Source organism: Corynebacterium sp. c3Ub_189, assembly GCF_039907195.1.
GTDB lineage: Bacteria > Actinomycetota > Actinomycetes > Mycobacteriales > Mycobacteriaceae > Corynebacterium.
In genome coordinates, this window is the sequence record NZ_JASBOF010000008.1 from 11,996 (window position 1) to 25,534 (window position 13,539).

Annotated in this window: 12 protein-coding genes; 11 read left to right on the forward strand and 1 reads right to left on the reverse strand. The window is 59.8% G+C overall.

The window, feature by feature from the left end:
* Positions 1-8: 8 nt before the first annotated feature.
* From murG to QKD99_RS05355, 10 genes are all read left to right on the forward strand, one after another.
* The gene (murG, locus tag QKD99_RS05310; protein ID WP_284814852.1) at positions 9-1,109 is read left to right on the forward strand and encodes an undecaprenyldiphospho-muramoylpentapeptide beta-N-acetylglucosaminyltransferase; all 1,101 of its coding nucleotides are present in this window, start codon (positions 9-11) and stop codon (positions 1,107-1,109) included.
* The gene (murC, locus tag QKD99_RS05315; protein WP_239278950.1) at positions 1,110-2,573 is read left to right on the forward strand and encodes a UDP-N-acetylmuramate--L-alanine ligase; all 1,464 of its coding nucleotides are present in this window, start codon (positions 1,110-1,112) and stop codon (positions 2,571-2,573) included.
* Complete coding sequence (locus QKD99_RS05320; protein WP_297551743.1) at positions 2,573-3,244, forward strand: FtsQ-type POTRA domain-containing protein; 672 nt, start codon at positions 2,573-2,575, stop codon at positions 3,242-3,244. Before murC ends, QKD99_RS05320 begins: the two co-directional genes overlap by 1 nt.
* Positions 3,245-3,557: 313 nt before the next feature.
* Positions 3,558-4,877, forward strand: coding sequence for a cell division protein FtsZ (ftsZ, locus tag QKD99_RS05325; RefSeq protein WP_239278946.1), 1,320 nt, complete (start codon positions 3,558-3,560; stop codon positions 4,875-4,877).
* Between the two features lie 24 nt (positions 4,878-4,901).
* The gene (pgeF, locus tag QKD99_RS05330; protein ID WP_297551745.1) at positions 4,902-5,633 is read left to right on the forward strand and encodes a peptidoglycan editing factor PgeF; all 732 of its coding nucleotides are present in this window, start codon (positions 4,902-4,904) and stop codon (positions 5,631-5,633) included.
* A complete protein-coding gene (locus tag QKD99_RS05335; protein WP_347950906.1) occupies positions 5,633-6,331 on the forward strand; it encodes a YggS family pyridoxal phosphate-dependent enzyme in 699 nt (232 codons plus the stop codon). Before pgeF ends, QKD99_RS05335 begins: the two co-directional genes overlap by 1 nt.
* Positions 6,332-6,435: 104 nt before the next feature.
* A complete protein-coding gene (gene sepF / locus QKD99_RS05340) occupies positions 6,436-6,888 on the forward strand; it encodes a cell division protein SepF (protein ID WP_005324522.1) in 453 nt (150 codons plus the stop codon).
* A gap of 76 nt (positions 6,889-6,964) precedes the next feature.
* Positions 6,965-7,258 (forward strand): YggT family protein, encoded by a 294-nt coding sequence (locus QKD99_RS05345; RefSeq protein WP_239278943.1) that lies wholly within the window; start codon positions 6,965-6,967, stop codon positions 7,256-7,258.
* Between the two features lie 203 nt (positions 7,259-7,461).
* Positions 7,462-8,637, forward strand: a complete 1,176-nt coding sequence (locus tag QKD99_RS05350; protein WP_239228170.1) for a DivIVA domain-containing protein — start codon at positions 7,462-7,464, stop codon at positions 8,635-8,637.
* Between the two features lie 99 nt (positions 8,638-8,736).
* On the forward strand, positions 8,737-8,958 hold the full coding sequence (locus QKD99_RS05355) for a hypothetical protein (protein ID WP_049377639.1): 222 nt from the start codon (positions 8,737-8,739) through the stop codon (positions 8,956-8,958).
* A 75-nt stretch (positions 8,959-9,033) separates the two neighbouring features.
* Here QKD99_RS05355 and QKD99_RS05360 read toward each other — a convergent pair whose 3' ends face one another.
* Positions 9,034-10,035: an HNH endonuclease signature motif containing protein gene (locus QKD99_RS05360; RefSeq protein WP_284814860.1), complete on the reverse strand. Its 1,002-nt coding sequence runs from the start codon at positions 10,033-10,035 to the stop codon at positions 9,034-9,036.
* 288 nt (positions 10,036-10,323) lie between these two features.
* On the opposite strand from QKD99_RS05360, the gene ileS reads away from it, so the two are divergent.
* Entirely contained in the window at positions 10,324-13,494 is a 3,171-nt protein-coding gene (gene ileS / locus QKD99_RS05365; protein WP_347950907.1) for an isoleucine--tRNA ligase, read from the forward strand.
* Positions 13,495-13,539 lie beyond the last annotated feature (45 nt).

Consider the following 13,539-nt stretch of genomic DNA (forward strand, 5'->3'; position numbering starts at 1 on the left):
TTTAGGCTATGAATTCCACGCCTATTTCCGTCGTCATCGCAGGTGGCGGCACCGCCGGACACATTGAACCCGCCCTCGCCGTGGGCGAAGCTTTGCGCGAGCGCCACGGCGCACGCATCACCGCTCTCGGTACCGAAAAGGGCCTCGAGCGCGATATCATTCCCGCACGCGGCGTGGACCTTAGCCTGATAACCCCCGTGCCAATCCCGCGCAAGGTCAACGCGCAGCTCTTCAAGCTACCGTTCAACCTCTCCCGCGCGGTGGGAGAGGCCAAGCAGATACTCAAGGACGTCGAGGCGGATGTCGTCTTCGGCACCGGCGGCTACGTGGCCGGGCCGGCTTATATTGCTGCGCGGTCCCTCGGTATCCCGTTCTATGTTCTTGAGACCAATGCCTTGGCTGGAATGGCCAATAAGCTCGGCGTGAAGATGGGTGGCATTGGGCTCAACGCCCACCCGGATTCTGGCATGCCGGGCGAGGTCGTTGGCATCCCCGTTCGCCCGAGCCTGGCGGAGGACCCGAATGGCAACCTGGCCGCAGACGCGCGCACCAAGTGGAACTTGGCCGAGCTTCCCACCATTCTCATCACCGGCGGCTCCCAAGGCGCGGCCAGCATCAACCGCGCCGTTGCTGGAGCGGTGGAGGACTTGGCGCAGGACTTCCAGCTCCTGCACGCCTATGGCAAGAAGAATGACCCGCCCGCAGAACACCCGAACTACGCCGCACTGCCGTATATCGAGGACATGGGCTCCGCACTTGCGGTAGCCGACCTCGTCGTGTGCCGCTCCGGCGCGATGACCGTTGCCGAAGTATCCGCCGCAGGCCTGCCGGCCATCTACGTTCCGCTGCCGCACGGCAATGGCGAACAGGCGCTCAATTCCCGCGAGGTGGTCGAGGCAGGCGCCGCCATCCAGATTCCGGATGCGGAGCTGACCGCAGAGCGACTCATCTCCGAGGTACGCGGCATTCTCGATGACCCGCAACGCCTCGAGTCGATGACGCACGCCGCCGCCCATGCCAGCGCCGGAGACGTGGCAAATTCCATCGCAGACCGCATCGCCGCCCGCGTATCCGAGGCCGAAGACGCGGCTGGAAGGAAGGATAAGTAAATGACTGATCCCGCACACTACGATCTGCGCCGCGTCCACCTCATCGGCATTGGTGGTTCCGGCATGTCAGGGCTCGCGCGAATCCTCGCCGCTCGCGGCGGAGTGGTCACAGGTTCCGATGTCAAAGACTCCACCCCGGTTGAGGTGTTGCGCACCATGGGCGCCAAGGTCGCCATCGGTCACGCCGCGGATAACCTGCGACTGTCTGGTGAACTGCCCACCGTCGTGGTTACTTCTTTTGCCGCCATTCCCCAAGACAACCCGGAGCTAGTGGCCGCAAAGGATAACGAAATCCCGGTAATTCGCCGCTCCGATCTGCTCGCCGCCTTGATGGAAGGCCACAAGCAGGTGTTGCTGGCTGGCACCCATGGCAAAACCTCCACCACGTCGATGACCGTGAGCGCGATGCAGCACGCTGGTCTCGATCCTTCCTTTGCCATCGGCGGCCAGCTCAATCGCGCGGGTACCAATGCCCACGGTGGCACCGGGGAAGCTTTCGTTGCCGAGGCCGATGAATCCGATGCCTCCCTGCTGCGCTATAGCCCCGACGTTGCGGTCCTCACCACCATCGAGCCCGATCACCTCGACTTCTTCCACAGCGAGGAAGCGTATATCCAAGTCTTCGATGACTTTGCTGATTTGGTCACCCCGGAGACCGGCTACCTCGTTGTGTGCGCCGAAGACGAGCACGCTGCCCGGGCTGGCGAGCGGGCGCTGGAGCGCGGGATCAACGTCGTGGCCTACGGCTCGCCGGAGAAGTCTTTTACCTCTACCGTGCCGCTGGCCGCCGAGCTGGTCCGCGAAGAGACCACCGCGGAAGGCATGGACACCACCGTCAAGCTCGACCTTCCTGGCGTTTCTGAAACCGTGCGCTACGAGCTGCAGATCCCAGGCCACCACATGGTGCTCAATTCCATGGGTGCCTTGATCGCCGGTGTGCTCTCCGGCGGCGCCCCGGCTGCCATCGCCGAGGGATTGGCTGTCTTTAGCGGTGTGCGCCGGCGCTTTGAGTACCGGGGGAGCGTCGACAAGCAGGGCAAACCCGTGCGGGTCTTTGATGACTATGCCCACCATCCCACCGAGGTTGCGGCAGTGCTGCGGGCCGCGCGCGCCAAGGTTGAGGCGGAAGGCCACGGCGGGCGCGTCATCGCGTGTTTCCAGCCGCACCTGTACTCGCGTACCATGGAATTCGACGCCGAGTTTGCCCAGGCACTCTCGCTTGCCGACGCCGCCGTGGTACTCGACATCTACGGCGCTCGCGAACAGCCCGTGGAGGGAATTACCTCTCGCATCATTACCGATAAGATGCCCGCTGATATGCAGGTCATCTTCGAGCCGGATTTTTCCGCCGCTGCCCGCGACGTCGTGTCGGTGGTGGAGCCGGGCGATGTGGTGCTCACCATTGGTGCTGGCTCGGTAACCATGGTGGCAGCAGAAATCCTCGATGAATTGCGGGCAAGCTAGTGCGTGTATCCGCAAAGCTCATCGCTGGGGTCATCGCCGCAATTGTCGCTGTGGCCCTCATAGCGGCCGCCGTGATGTGGACAGTTCCCGTCCTGAAGGTACGCAATTTTCAGGTGGAAGGTGTCCACCAGCTTGATCCCGCACAGGTGGAGGAGGCCTCTGGGGTTCCCAAGGGCGAAAATTTGCTACGCGTTAATGCGCGCGAGGCAGCTTCCGGCGTTGCTGGATTGGACTGGGTCGATTCGGTGACAGTCTCCCGCGATTTCCCTTCGACCTTGACCATCAACGTGTCCGAGCACAAGGCCGTGGCGTTTGTAAAACGCGATGACAAGCCCTTCCTGATCGATGATAAAGGCGAGGAATTTACCTCCGCTGAGCCTCCGGCGGGCGCGGTTGAGGTGACCGGCTCCGTCGATAGTGGCTCGCCGCAAACTCAGGATGCCGTGCGGGCGATCGCAGCGCTTTCCGACGATGTCCGCAACCAAGTAGCAAAGCTCGAAGTAGCGGGCGAGTACTCGCTGACTTTCACCACTAAAGATGGCCGGCGCGTCTTCTGGGGTGCCAGCGATTCCAACGATGAGGACAAGGCGCATGCCTTTGCCACAGTATTGAAGATGGAAGGCCGCGAGTGGAATATTTCCAACCCTGAGTTGGTCACCACACGCGGATAGGGCGACGGGTGCCCCCGCAGGTGCTTTTTATCGCTCTTGTGGGCCCGTGCAGCACCGCTTAGGCGTGTGCGCTGCACGGGCTCTTTTTAGTACCTGAACCATGGGGCGGATGATACGGGTGTGACTTATAAAACCGCAGGTGAGAAACCCTAAAGTGGAACTTGAGGGTCTCGACACGCGGAAAATGTGCGTGAAAATTACACCGCTGTCGTTAAAGATGGAAAGGAACGCGATTCGCCTTCGGCGGAGCGCATTACATTCCTCGTTTAATGCACGTGCAGACTTAAAGTAGCGAAAGGTGAGACCTACTCACATGATCTCTTCCAATAACAATCTCGCGGATATCAAGGTCGTCGGCGTCGGCGGCGGCGGCGTCAACGCCGTCAACCGCATGATCGAAGAAGGCCTCAAGGGTGTTCAGTTCGTCGCCATCAACACCGACTCCCAGGCCCTTATCTTCTCCGATGCAGACACCAAGCTCGACATTGGCCGTGAGGCCACCCGCGGCCTCGGTGCCGGCGCTAACCCTGAGGTAGGAAAGACCTCCGCAGAAGATCACAAGTCCGAAATTGAAGACGCCCTAGAGGGCTCCGATATGGTCTTCGTGACTGCCGGCGAGGGTGGCGGCACCGGCACCGGTGCTGCTCCAGTCGTGGCGTCTATCGCGAAGAAGATGGGTGCGCTGACCGTCGGTGTTGTCACCCGTCCGTTTAAGTTTGAAGGCGCTCGCCGTACCCGCCAGGCCATGGCCGGCATTGAGGAGCTGCGCGAGGTCTGCGATACCCTCATCGTCATCCCGAATGACCGCCTGATGCAGCTCGGTGGGGAAGAGCTTTCCATCGTCGAGGCTTTCCGCGCTGCCGATGAGGTGCTGCACAATGGTGTGCAGGGTATTACCAACCTGATCACCATTCCGGGCATGATCAACGTCGACTTTGCGGACGTTCGCTCCGTCATGTCTGACGCTGGCTCCGCGCTGATGGGCATCGGTTCCGCCCGCGGTGATAACCGCGCCATGACCGCTGCTGAGCAAGCCATTAACTCCCCGCTGTTGGAATCCACGATGGAAGGCGCCAAGGGCGTGCTGCTGTCCATCGCCGGCGGCTCCGATCTTGGCCTGCACGAGGTTAATGCCGCCGCCTCCATGGTGGAAGAGCGCGCTGACGAAGACGTCAACCTCATCTTCGGTACCATCATCGATGACACCCTGGGCGATGAAATCCGCATCACCATCATTGCCACCGGTTTCGATGCCGAGGCGAATATGACCCAGGCCGCTGCGCAGCAGCAGCCTGAGCAGGAACAGCGCAAGCCGGGCTCCCTTTTTGACAGTCGCCAGCGCGAGGCCGCAGAGCCCGTCACCCCGGCACCGGCGCAGCCTGCCGCTGCTCAGCCGGTACAGGATGACTACTCCCCGCGCCACTCCTACGAGCCGCGCGCCGGCCAGGAGCGAGAGCGCTACACCCCGCAGCGCCCTGCCGAGGAGCGTCGCCCAGAATCTAGCGGTCTGTTCACCAACTCTGACCGTTTCTCCCGCGAGGAGCGCCGCGATGACTACCGTTTGTCCCGCCCGTCCCAGCGTCGTGACGATGACGGTGACGACGATCTGGACGTGCCTTCCTTCATGCGCTAAGCGCAAAGCGCTACGCTGGTGTGCATGCCAGTAAACGAGGAACATCGCACCACCCGCCCCGTCCGCATGGTTTTTACTAGCCGTGCTGGCGGGGCGTCTGCTATTCCATACGATTCCTTTAACTTGGGGCACCACGTCGGCGATGACCCCGACGCGGTTGCCGCTAACCGCGAGCGCTTGAAGCGCGTGACCGGTCTGGACGATATCGTGTGGATGGAACAGCTTCACACCAATACCGTCACCGTCGTTGATGGTCCACAGGACGAGCCCGTGCCAGCCACAGACGCAATTGTCACCACCCAGCGCCGCTTGGGCTTGGGCGTCCTTGTTGCGGATTGCACGCCGGTACTGCTTGTCGACGTCGCCGCTGGTGTCATCGCCGCCGCCCACGCCGGCCGCCTTGGCGCCCGCAACGGCATTGTGGTCAATACCGTGCGCGAAATGCAGAAGCTTGGCGCACAGCCCGAGCGCATTCAGGTGGTTATGGGGCCGGCTGCTTCGGGAAAGAACTATGAAGTGCCCGAGGAAATGGCCACTGACGTCGAGCGTCGCTTGCCCGGCTCCAAGACACGGACGTCGAAGGGTACGTGGGGCATCGATGTGCGCGCAGGGCTGATTCGCCAGCTTATGGGGCTAGGTATCACCGCGATTGAATCCGACCCGCGCTGCACCATCGAAGACGAAGACTTCTTTTCCTATCGACGCGAAGGCGTCACCGGCCGCCAGGCTGGACTAATTTGGTTGGAGGCTAAGTAATGTCAGACCGAAAGGCACAGCTAGAACAAAACCTAGCGGCCACCCGTGCCGAGATTGAACGGCTAGCAGCGCAGTCAGGGCGAAAACCACCGCAGCTGTTGCCGGTGACGAAGTTTCACCCAGCTGCCGATATTGCCCTGCTGGCAGAGCTAGGAGTTACCGACGTCGCCGAAAACCGGGAACAAGAAGCCCGCGCCAAGGCAACCGAGCTGCCGCAGCTGCGTTTCCACATGATTGGCCAAATCCAAACCAAGAAGGCCAACCACGTAGCCCGATGGGCAGCCAGCGTGCATTCGCTTGATTCCCTCAAGCTCGCCCACGCGCTGGAGCGGGGAGTTTCCTTAGCCAAGGAACGAAGCGAGCGTGAAAGCAATTTGCCGGTATTTATTCAAGTCTCCGCCGACGGTGATGGTGCTCGCGGCGGTGTTTCTCCTGAGGCGCTCGATGAGCTCGTGCGTGCCGTGGAAAAAGCGCAGCACCTAGAACTTGCCGGACTCATGGTGGTTCCGCCACTTGATGCCGATGCTGGCGAGGTATTTCGAAACGTCCGCGGAGAGGTAGATCGTCTATCCTCTGAGCTCAATCGACCGCTGAAAATGTCTGCTGGCATGAGTGCGGACATGGCCCAGGCAATTGCTGCGGGCAGCGATATCGTGCGTGTCGGAACCAGCATCATGGGACCGCGGCCAGTAGGTTAAAAACATCGCAAAAGCGCATTTCACAGCGTAAATCACATGAGTCACACCAGACACATTTTACGCGTTTAGACTTGTACAAATTTAGGTCAGAGGGAGACCCAAAAATGTCATTCATTGATAAGACGAAGGATTTCTTCGGGCTGGGCCCGGTGGACATCGAAGAGGACGATGCCTACTACAACGAGGAGCCGCGTTACTCCGAAAATAGCTCCTCGGCCTACGCGCCTCGCCGCGCCCCGCAGTCCTATGAGCCGGCCCCAGTGCAGGAGGAATTCGTTCCGACCATCGTGGCTATTTCGCTGACGTCTTTCAATGATGCAGCCAAGGTGGGCGAACCTTTCCGTGACGGTGATGCCGTTGTCTTCGAGCTGACTGACGCAGAAAAGGCCACCGCCAAGCGCTTCATCGACTTCGCTGCCGGCCTCTGCTTCGGCCTGGAGGGTCGTATGCTCAACCTCACCAAGGGCATGGACACCGAGCGCAAGGTCTTTTCTATCGTGCCTAAGTCTGCGGACATTGCAAAGCACGAGCTCGAGCGCGCCGCAGGCTTGCGCTAAAGCAGCAGGTCTCACTTAGCCCCCGTGGGGTGCCGATTGGGCATCTGCGGGGGTTTATTCGATAGGCTCGGTTATTGTGACACAACTCGGAATTATTCTTATCCTGCTCGTGCGGATCTATACGTGGGTGCTCATCGCTCGCATAATTATTGAAATGATCCAGTCCTTCTCGCGGCAGTTCAACCCTCCACGCTGGTTCATGGTTGTAGCGGAGCCTCTGTTTGTAATTACGGATCCGCCGGTCAAAGCGTTGCGCCGCCTGATCCCGCCTCTGCAAATGGGTGGCGTAGCGCTTGATGTATCGGTGCTTGTGCTGTTCGTCTTGCTCTCGATACTCACAATGATTTTGCGGATAATTTTCCTGAGTTAGCACCCCCGTCGCCTCGAAACCTGTGGTAAACGTTGAGACTCGGCGGGGCGTCGATTATTGTGGGCGTTTGGTTACGATAAATCGCGATAACCCGTATTATGAACCACATGTACCTTTGTGGGGAAGGTTTAGTTAGACCTGAACCGCACTCCTAAGGCCCTGGAAGCTCCGGGGTTGTACCAACCTGAAGGGGAAGAGAAGACATGCCACTGTCACCAGCTGATGTTCACAACGTCGCGTTCAGCAAGCCGCCAATTGGCAAGCGCGGCTACAACGAAGACGAGGTGGATCAGTTCCTCGACCTCGTAGAGGACGCCCTTGCCCAGCTGCAGGATGAGAACGAAGACCTGCAGGCGCAGGTTAGCGATCTGAACTCCCAGGCCAAGGCGGGTGCTGGCGCCGGTGCTGCTGGTACCGCAACTGCGGCTTCCACCCGTACCGATGAGGCTGCGCTGCGCAAGGAGATTGAGGCCAAGCTGCGCGCGGAGTACGAAACCAAGCTGGCGGACTCCAAGTCCGAGGTTTCCCGTGCTAAGGAGGAGACCAAGAAGGCACAGGAGCAGGTTAAGGCAGCTCAGGCTGAGGCTTCCAAGGCACAGGCGTCTGGCTCCGCTGCTGCTTCCTCTTCCGCAGACCTGAAGGCGGCCCGCGATGAGGCGGCTCAGGCCAAGAAGGACGCCGAGGCAGCTCGCGCGGAGGCAGCCCAGGCAAAGAAGGACCTCGAGGCTTCCAAGAAGGAAAACGACGAGCTGAAGAAGTCCGCTTCTGCAGCTGGTTCTTCCAAGGCTGGTGCAGCGGCTGCGGGTATCGCAGGCGCTGGTGCTGCTCAGACCGCCGATGGCCTGGCTACCCCAGAAACCCACATGCAGGCTGCCCGCGTTCTGGGTCTGGCACAGGAGATGGCAGATCGCCTGACCTCTGAGGCTCGTGCAGAGTCCGAGTCCATGCTGTCCGAAGCACGCACTGCCGCCGAGAAGCAGCTGACCGATGCTGATTCTCGCTCCAAGGCGCAGCTTGCCGACGCCCAGAAGAAGTACGACGCCCAGCTGCAGGATGCAGATTCCCGCTCCAAGAAGCTGGTATCTGACGCTGAGGCTAAGGCAAAGCAGACCGAGTCCGACGCTTCTTCCCGTGCCGAAGCACAAATCCGTCAGGCCGAGGAGAAGGCTGCTTCGCTGCAGGCCGATGCCGAGCGCAAGCACACCGAGGTTATGAATACCGTCAAGCAGCAGCAGACCGCCCTAGAGGCGCGCATCTCCGAGCTGCGCACCTTCGAGCGTGAGTACCGTACTCGCCTGAAGACCCTGCTGGAGTCTCAGCTGGAAGAGCTGGCTACCCGCGGCACCGCCGCACCGAACGGCGAGGCTGGCAACAACTAAGCCACCCCGTTCTTCTTAGCGCCCCCGCCACCGCGGCGGGGGCGCTATTGTTGTTTTAGACCGTCGTGTTTTAGCCCGCTCCTACCGAAAGGAACCATTGTGCTCGTTGCCGCTTTAGTTCTCGCCCTCGTGGCATTCGTGGCCTTGGTCAACTTCGTTATCTCGGGAGCCGACTGGTCGTTGTATATCGTTTTTGCCGCTGCTGGCCTCGGACTTGTGTGTTTCATCCTAGACTGGGCACATAAGCATCGCGCTGACAAAGCCCAGGCAACTGAATCGCCTGAGCAGGAGGCTCTGCGCGCAGCCTTTCGCGAGGACTAACGCCGCGAGACCCCAAGCCTTCGGTAGCAGGCATGCCAATAAGGCGCACGAGGCGCCTTATTTCGCAGTCGGGTTCTAGCAGTCGGGCGGTTGCCACCGAATCTGTCCGTTCGTTCGGGCAAGTCGCCCGCGCAGCGGAGGGGCATTGGGATCGTCATCGTTGGCGCCATTGTGGTACGCGCAAGCTGTGGATAAGTTCGCGATATTGGTCAATCCACCGTGCAACCACGGCTCCAGATGGTGAATTTGGCATTCATCGGCAGGCTTAGCGCACCGCGGCCATGGGCATACCGGATTTTCCGCGCCCGCCATCAACCGCTGCTTGGCATTGGCGAAGCGCTCCGTGCGGTACAGGTTTACCGCGCCTTCATAGGGGCTTACTAGGGTAATGAGCCCATGCTCCTTCAAGGTGCGGCGCACATACTGCGCACCCGTAAGCGTCGCTCCGTTGGTCATCTGCAAAGTGATTTCTTCACCATCACCGTTGACGATGCGCACGTAGTCTTCCAGCCGCACGATGACATTGGTTACCACCGTGCTTCGTTGCGCCGTATCTCCTCCGAAAAACGTATCTTCCACTACATCTAACGGCTTCCTATCCTGGTTTTCCACCGCCGCGTGAAGATCCGCAATAAACGAAGACGAGCCGTCGATCGCTAGCGTCCACGGCGCATCCTTGCGTCTGATGATGCGTATACCAGGCTTCACCTTGCGCTTTTTCTTCGGAACCTTGGATTGCGCCAGCTTTTCTAGTGCCGCTGCTGTGGCCTTGGTGGTGCACAGTTGTTCGCGGAGAACCCAGGCGTCGAAAAGCGTGGGCATCTTGCGCGCATACTTTTCAATGATGGATAGAGCAACAATGGAATGCCCATTGTGCTGAGCACCTTCGATAGCACGACGACGCTTCCTCGTGAACTTGGTCGTGCCGCAGTACGCCTCTTTTAGCAATGCCAACTCGCGGGCCGTCTTTTCAGCGGCACCTCGCGCGCAGAGGTCCTCCTCGGACATGCCTGCGCACCCGAGGACGATGTCCATCCCGGGTGCCATGGCTGCGAGGTAAGTATCTAGCGCGTTCACGACTCACAATTTATTTCCCCGCGCAAGCCCTCACAAGGGAAAATTTTTAGCCTGTGGATAACTTATTGTGCACGAAGATTCAGGGGCGCTATACTGTGGCCTACACGCAGTGATCCGGCCATCACCGGGGAGCAATTCAGAAGAACAGCCAGTGTGGCCCAGTAGAACTGAACGGGTGGGACCGTCAACTCCTTCACCGAAACGAAGCGGAGCCTGCGGGCTCAAGCAGGGTGGTACCGCGAGCCATATTGGCGCGTCCCTGCACCGTGTTAAGAGTGAAGGATAATTATGGCGAAAAAGATTTACCCCAAGGTCGACATGACGGGTGGCTCCAGCCGCTTCCCAGATATGGAAGAGGAAGTCCAGAAGTACTGGAAGCAGGATGATACCTTCCAGGCTTCGCTAGAAAAGACCAAGGACTGCCCAGAGTACATCTTCTATGATGGTCCTCCATTTGCCAATGGTTTGCCGCACTATGGCCACCTGCTGACCGGTTATGTGAAGGATATCGTCCCGCGCTACCGCACGATGGCTGGCAATTTCGTTCCTCGCGTCTTCGGCTGGGATACCCACGGTCTGCCCGCTGAGCTGGAGGCGGAAAAGCAGCTGGGTATCACTGAAAAGGCGCAGATCGAGGACATGGGCTTGGAAAAGTTCAATGAATACTGCGCTAAATCCGTGCTGGAGTACACCGACGAGTGGGAAGAGTACGTCAACCGCCAGGCCCGCTGGGTGGACTTTGAAAACGGCTACAAGACCATGGATATCAACTACATGGAATCGGTCATGTGGGCGTTCAAGGAGCTTTATGACAAGGGCCTCATCTACAAGGGCTTCCGAGTTCTTCCGTACTCCTGGGCGGAGCACACTTCTTTGTCCAACCAGGAGACCCGCCTGGATGATTCTTATAAGATGCGCCAGGATCCGACCCTGACGGTTACCTTCCCCGTGGAGGGCGCGCGCGAGGGAAGCGCGGCAGAAAAGACGTTGGCGGAGCACCCTGCGCTTGCCGACGCCTCCTTCCTCGCCTGGACCACCACCCCCTGGACCTTGCCTTCGAACGAGGCCTTGGCGGTTCATCCAGAGGTTTCTTACGTGCTCTTTAAAGCTACGGAGGGCGATTTCGCTGGCCGTACCTTCATCATGGCGGAAAACCTGCTGTCCACCTTGGAGAAGGAACTGGGTGAGGCCGAGGTACTGGAGTCCTTTACCGGCGCGCAACTCGAGGGCTTTACCTATGAGCCTATCTTCGGCTTCTTCCCGGATCTGCGCAATGCCTACCAGGTCTTGATCGCTGATTACGTCACCACAGAGGACGGCACCGGTGTGGTACACCAGGCTCCTGCGTTTGGTGAAGACGATATGAATACCACCAACCAGTACGACATCGAGCTGGTTATCCCGGTGGATGAGGATGGCAAGTTCACCTCGCAGGTTCCGCCGTATGAAGGCCAGCTGGTCTTTGATGCAAATAAGGACATCATCAAGGACTTGAAAGCCGCTGGGCGAGTGGTGCGCCACGTCACCATCGAGCACTCCTATCCGCACTCGTGGCGCTCGGGGGAGCCGCTTATCTACATGGCGCTGCCGGCGTGGTTCGTGAAGGTGACCGAGTTCCGCGATCGCATGGTGGAGCTTAACCACAAGGAGATTGAGTGGCTGCCGGAGCATATCCGGGATGGCCAGTTTGGCAAGTGGCTCGAGGGTGCACGCGATTGGAATATCTCCCGTACCCGCTACTGGGGTGCACCTATCCCAGTGTGGATGTCCGATGATGACAACTATCCGCGCATGGATGTCTACGGCTCCTTGGATGAGCTGGAGCGCGATTTCGGTGTCCGTCCGGAGTCGCTGCACCGTCCGCACATCGACGAGTTGGTGCGCCCGAACCCGGATGATCCGACTGGTAAGTCGATGATGCGCCGCGTGCCAGACGTGCTGGATTGCTGGTTTGAGTCCGGCTCGATGCCGTTTGCGCAAAAGCACTACCCATTCGAGAATAAGGAATGGTTTGAAACCCATTCGCCGTCCGACTTCATTGTGGAGTACTCCGGTCAGACGCGTGGTTGGTTCTATGTGATGCACGCGCTGTCCACCGCGCTTTTTGATCGCCCGGCGTATAAGAAGGTCGTGGCCCACGGCATCGTGCTGGGCAACGATGGCCTTAAGATGTCTAAGTCCAAGGGCAACTATCCGAACGTCAACGAGGTCTTTGATCGCGATGGTTCGGATGCCATGCGTTGGTTCCTGATGTCTTCGCCTATCCTGCGCGGAGGCAACCTCATCGTGACCGAGCAGGGCATTCGCGAGGGCGTGCGCCAGGCTATCCTGCCTATCTGGAATGCCTATACTTTCCTGCAGCTCTACGCAGAGAAGGAAGCAAAGTTCGACACCAGCTCCGCGCATGTTTTGGACCGCTATATCTTGGCTAAGACCCACGATGTCGTGGCCAATGTTGACGCGGCGCTTGCTGATACCGATATCGCCACGGCAACCGAAGAGGTGCGCCTGTTTGCCGACGTCCTGACCAACTGGTACGTCCGTCGCTCGCGCGATCGTTTCTGGGAGGGCGAGGACGCCCATCCTGAGGCGTTTAATACCTTGTACACCGTGCTGGAGACTGTGACTCGCGTGGTGGCACCGCTGCTACCGCACGTGGCGGAGGTTATCTACCGCGGGCTTACCGGTGAGCGTTCGGTGCACCTGGCAGACTACCCGCAGGCCGCGGATTACCCGTCTGATGCAGATCTCGTCTCTGCGATGGATGCGACCCGCGCGGTGGCCTCGGCAGCGTCTTCGGTGCGCAAGTCCAATAAGCTGCGCAACCGCTTGCCGCTGCCGAAGCTGACGGTGGCCCTCGACGGGGCGCAGCGCCTGGCAGACTTTGCCGATATCATTCGCGACGAGGTCAATGTCAAGGAAGTTGAGCTTACTGACGACGTCGATTCGGTAGGCACCTTCCAGGTTGTCTGTAACGCGAAGGTCGCCGGCCCGCGGTTGGGCAAGGACGTGCAGCGTGCCATCAAGAACCTCAAGGCGGGCAACTACGAACGCCGCGGCGATGAGGTTGTAGTGGACGGCGATATCGTGCTTGGCCCGGATGAGTACACTGAGCGCCTGCAGGCAGCGAATCCGAAGTCGACCGCGCGTATCGAAGGTCTTGACGGCCTGGTAGTACTTGATACCGAGGTGACCGAAGAGCTTGAGGCCGAAGGCTGGGCGGCGGACGTTATCCGCGGCCTGCAGGATGCCCGCAAGGCTTCTGGGTTCGAGGTTTCCGACCGCATCGCGGCCGTACTCTCTGTCCCCGAGGAGAAGAAGGCCTGGGCGGAGCGTCACGCCGACCACATCGCCGGTGAAGTGCTCGCCACCGATTTCCAGGTGACGACCGAGGCGCTCGATGGTGCGGATGTGCACGAGGTGGTGAAGGGGGTTAGCGCTACCGTCGTCAAGCAGTAGCGCGTAGGTTGCCACCTAAAAAATGATTGCCCAGCCAGTGCGGCT

Bases quoted from the DNA above. Each gene is read 5' to 3' on its own strand.
- murG (WP_284814852.1), top strand. From the start codon at position 9: ATGAATTCCACGCCTATTTCCGTCGTCATCGCAGGTGGCGGCACCGCC.
- murC (WP_239278950.1), top strand. From the start codon at position 1,110: ATGACTGATCCCGCACACTACGATCTGCGCCGCGTCCACCTCATCGGC.
- ftsZ (WP_239278946.1), top strand. From the start codon at position 3,558: ATGATCTCTTCCAATAACAATCTCGCGGATATCAAGGTCGTCGGCGTC.
- pgeF (WP_297551745.1), top strand. From the start codon at position 4,902: ATGCCAGTAAACGAGGAACATCGCACCACCCGCCCCGTCCGCATGGTT.
- QKD99_RS05335 (WP_347950906.1), top strand. From the start codon at position 5,633: ATGTCAGACCGAAAGGCACAGCTAGAACAAAACCTAGCGGCCACCCGT.
- sepF (WP_005324522.1), top strand. From the start codon at position 6,436: ATGTCATTCATTGATAAGACGAAGGATTTCTTCGGGCTGGGCCCGGTG.
- QKD99_RS05350 (WP_239228170.1), top strand. From the start codon at position 7,462: ATGCCACTGTCACCAGCTGATGTTCACAACGTCGCGTTCAGCAAGCCG.
- ileS (WP_347950907.1), top strand. From the start codon at position 10,324: ATGGCGAAAAAGATTTACCCCAAGGTCGACATGACGGGTGGCTCCAGC.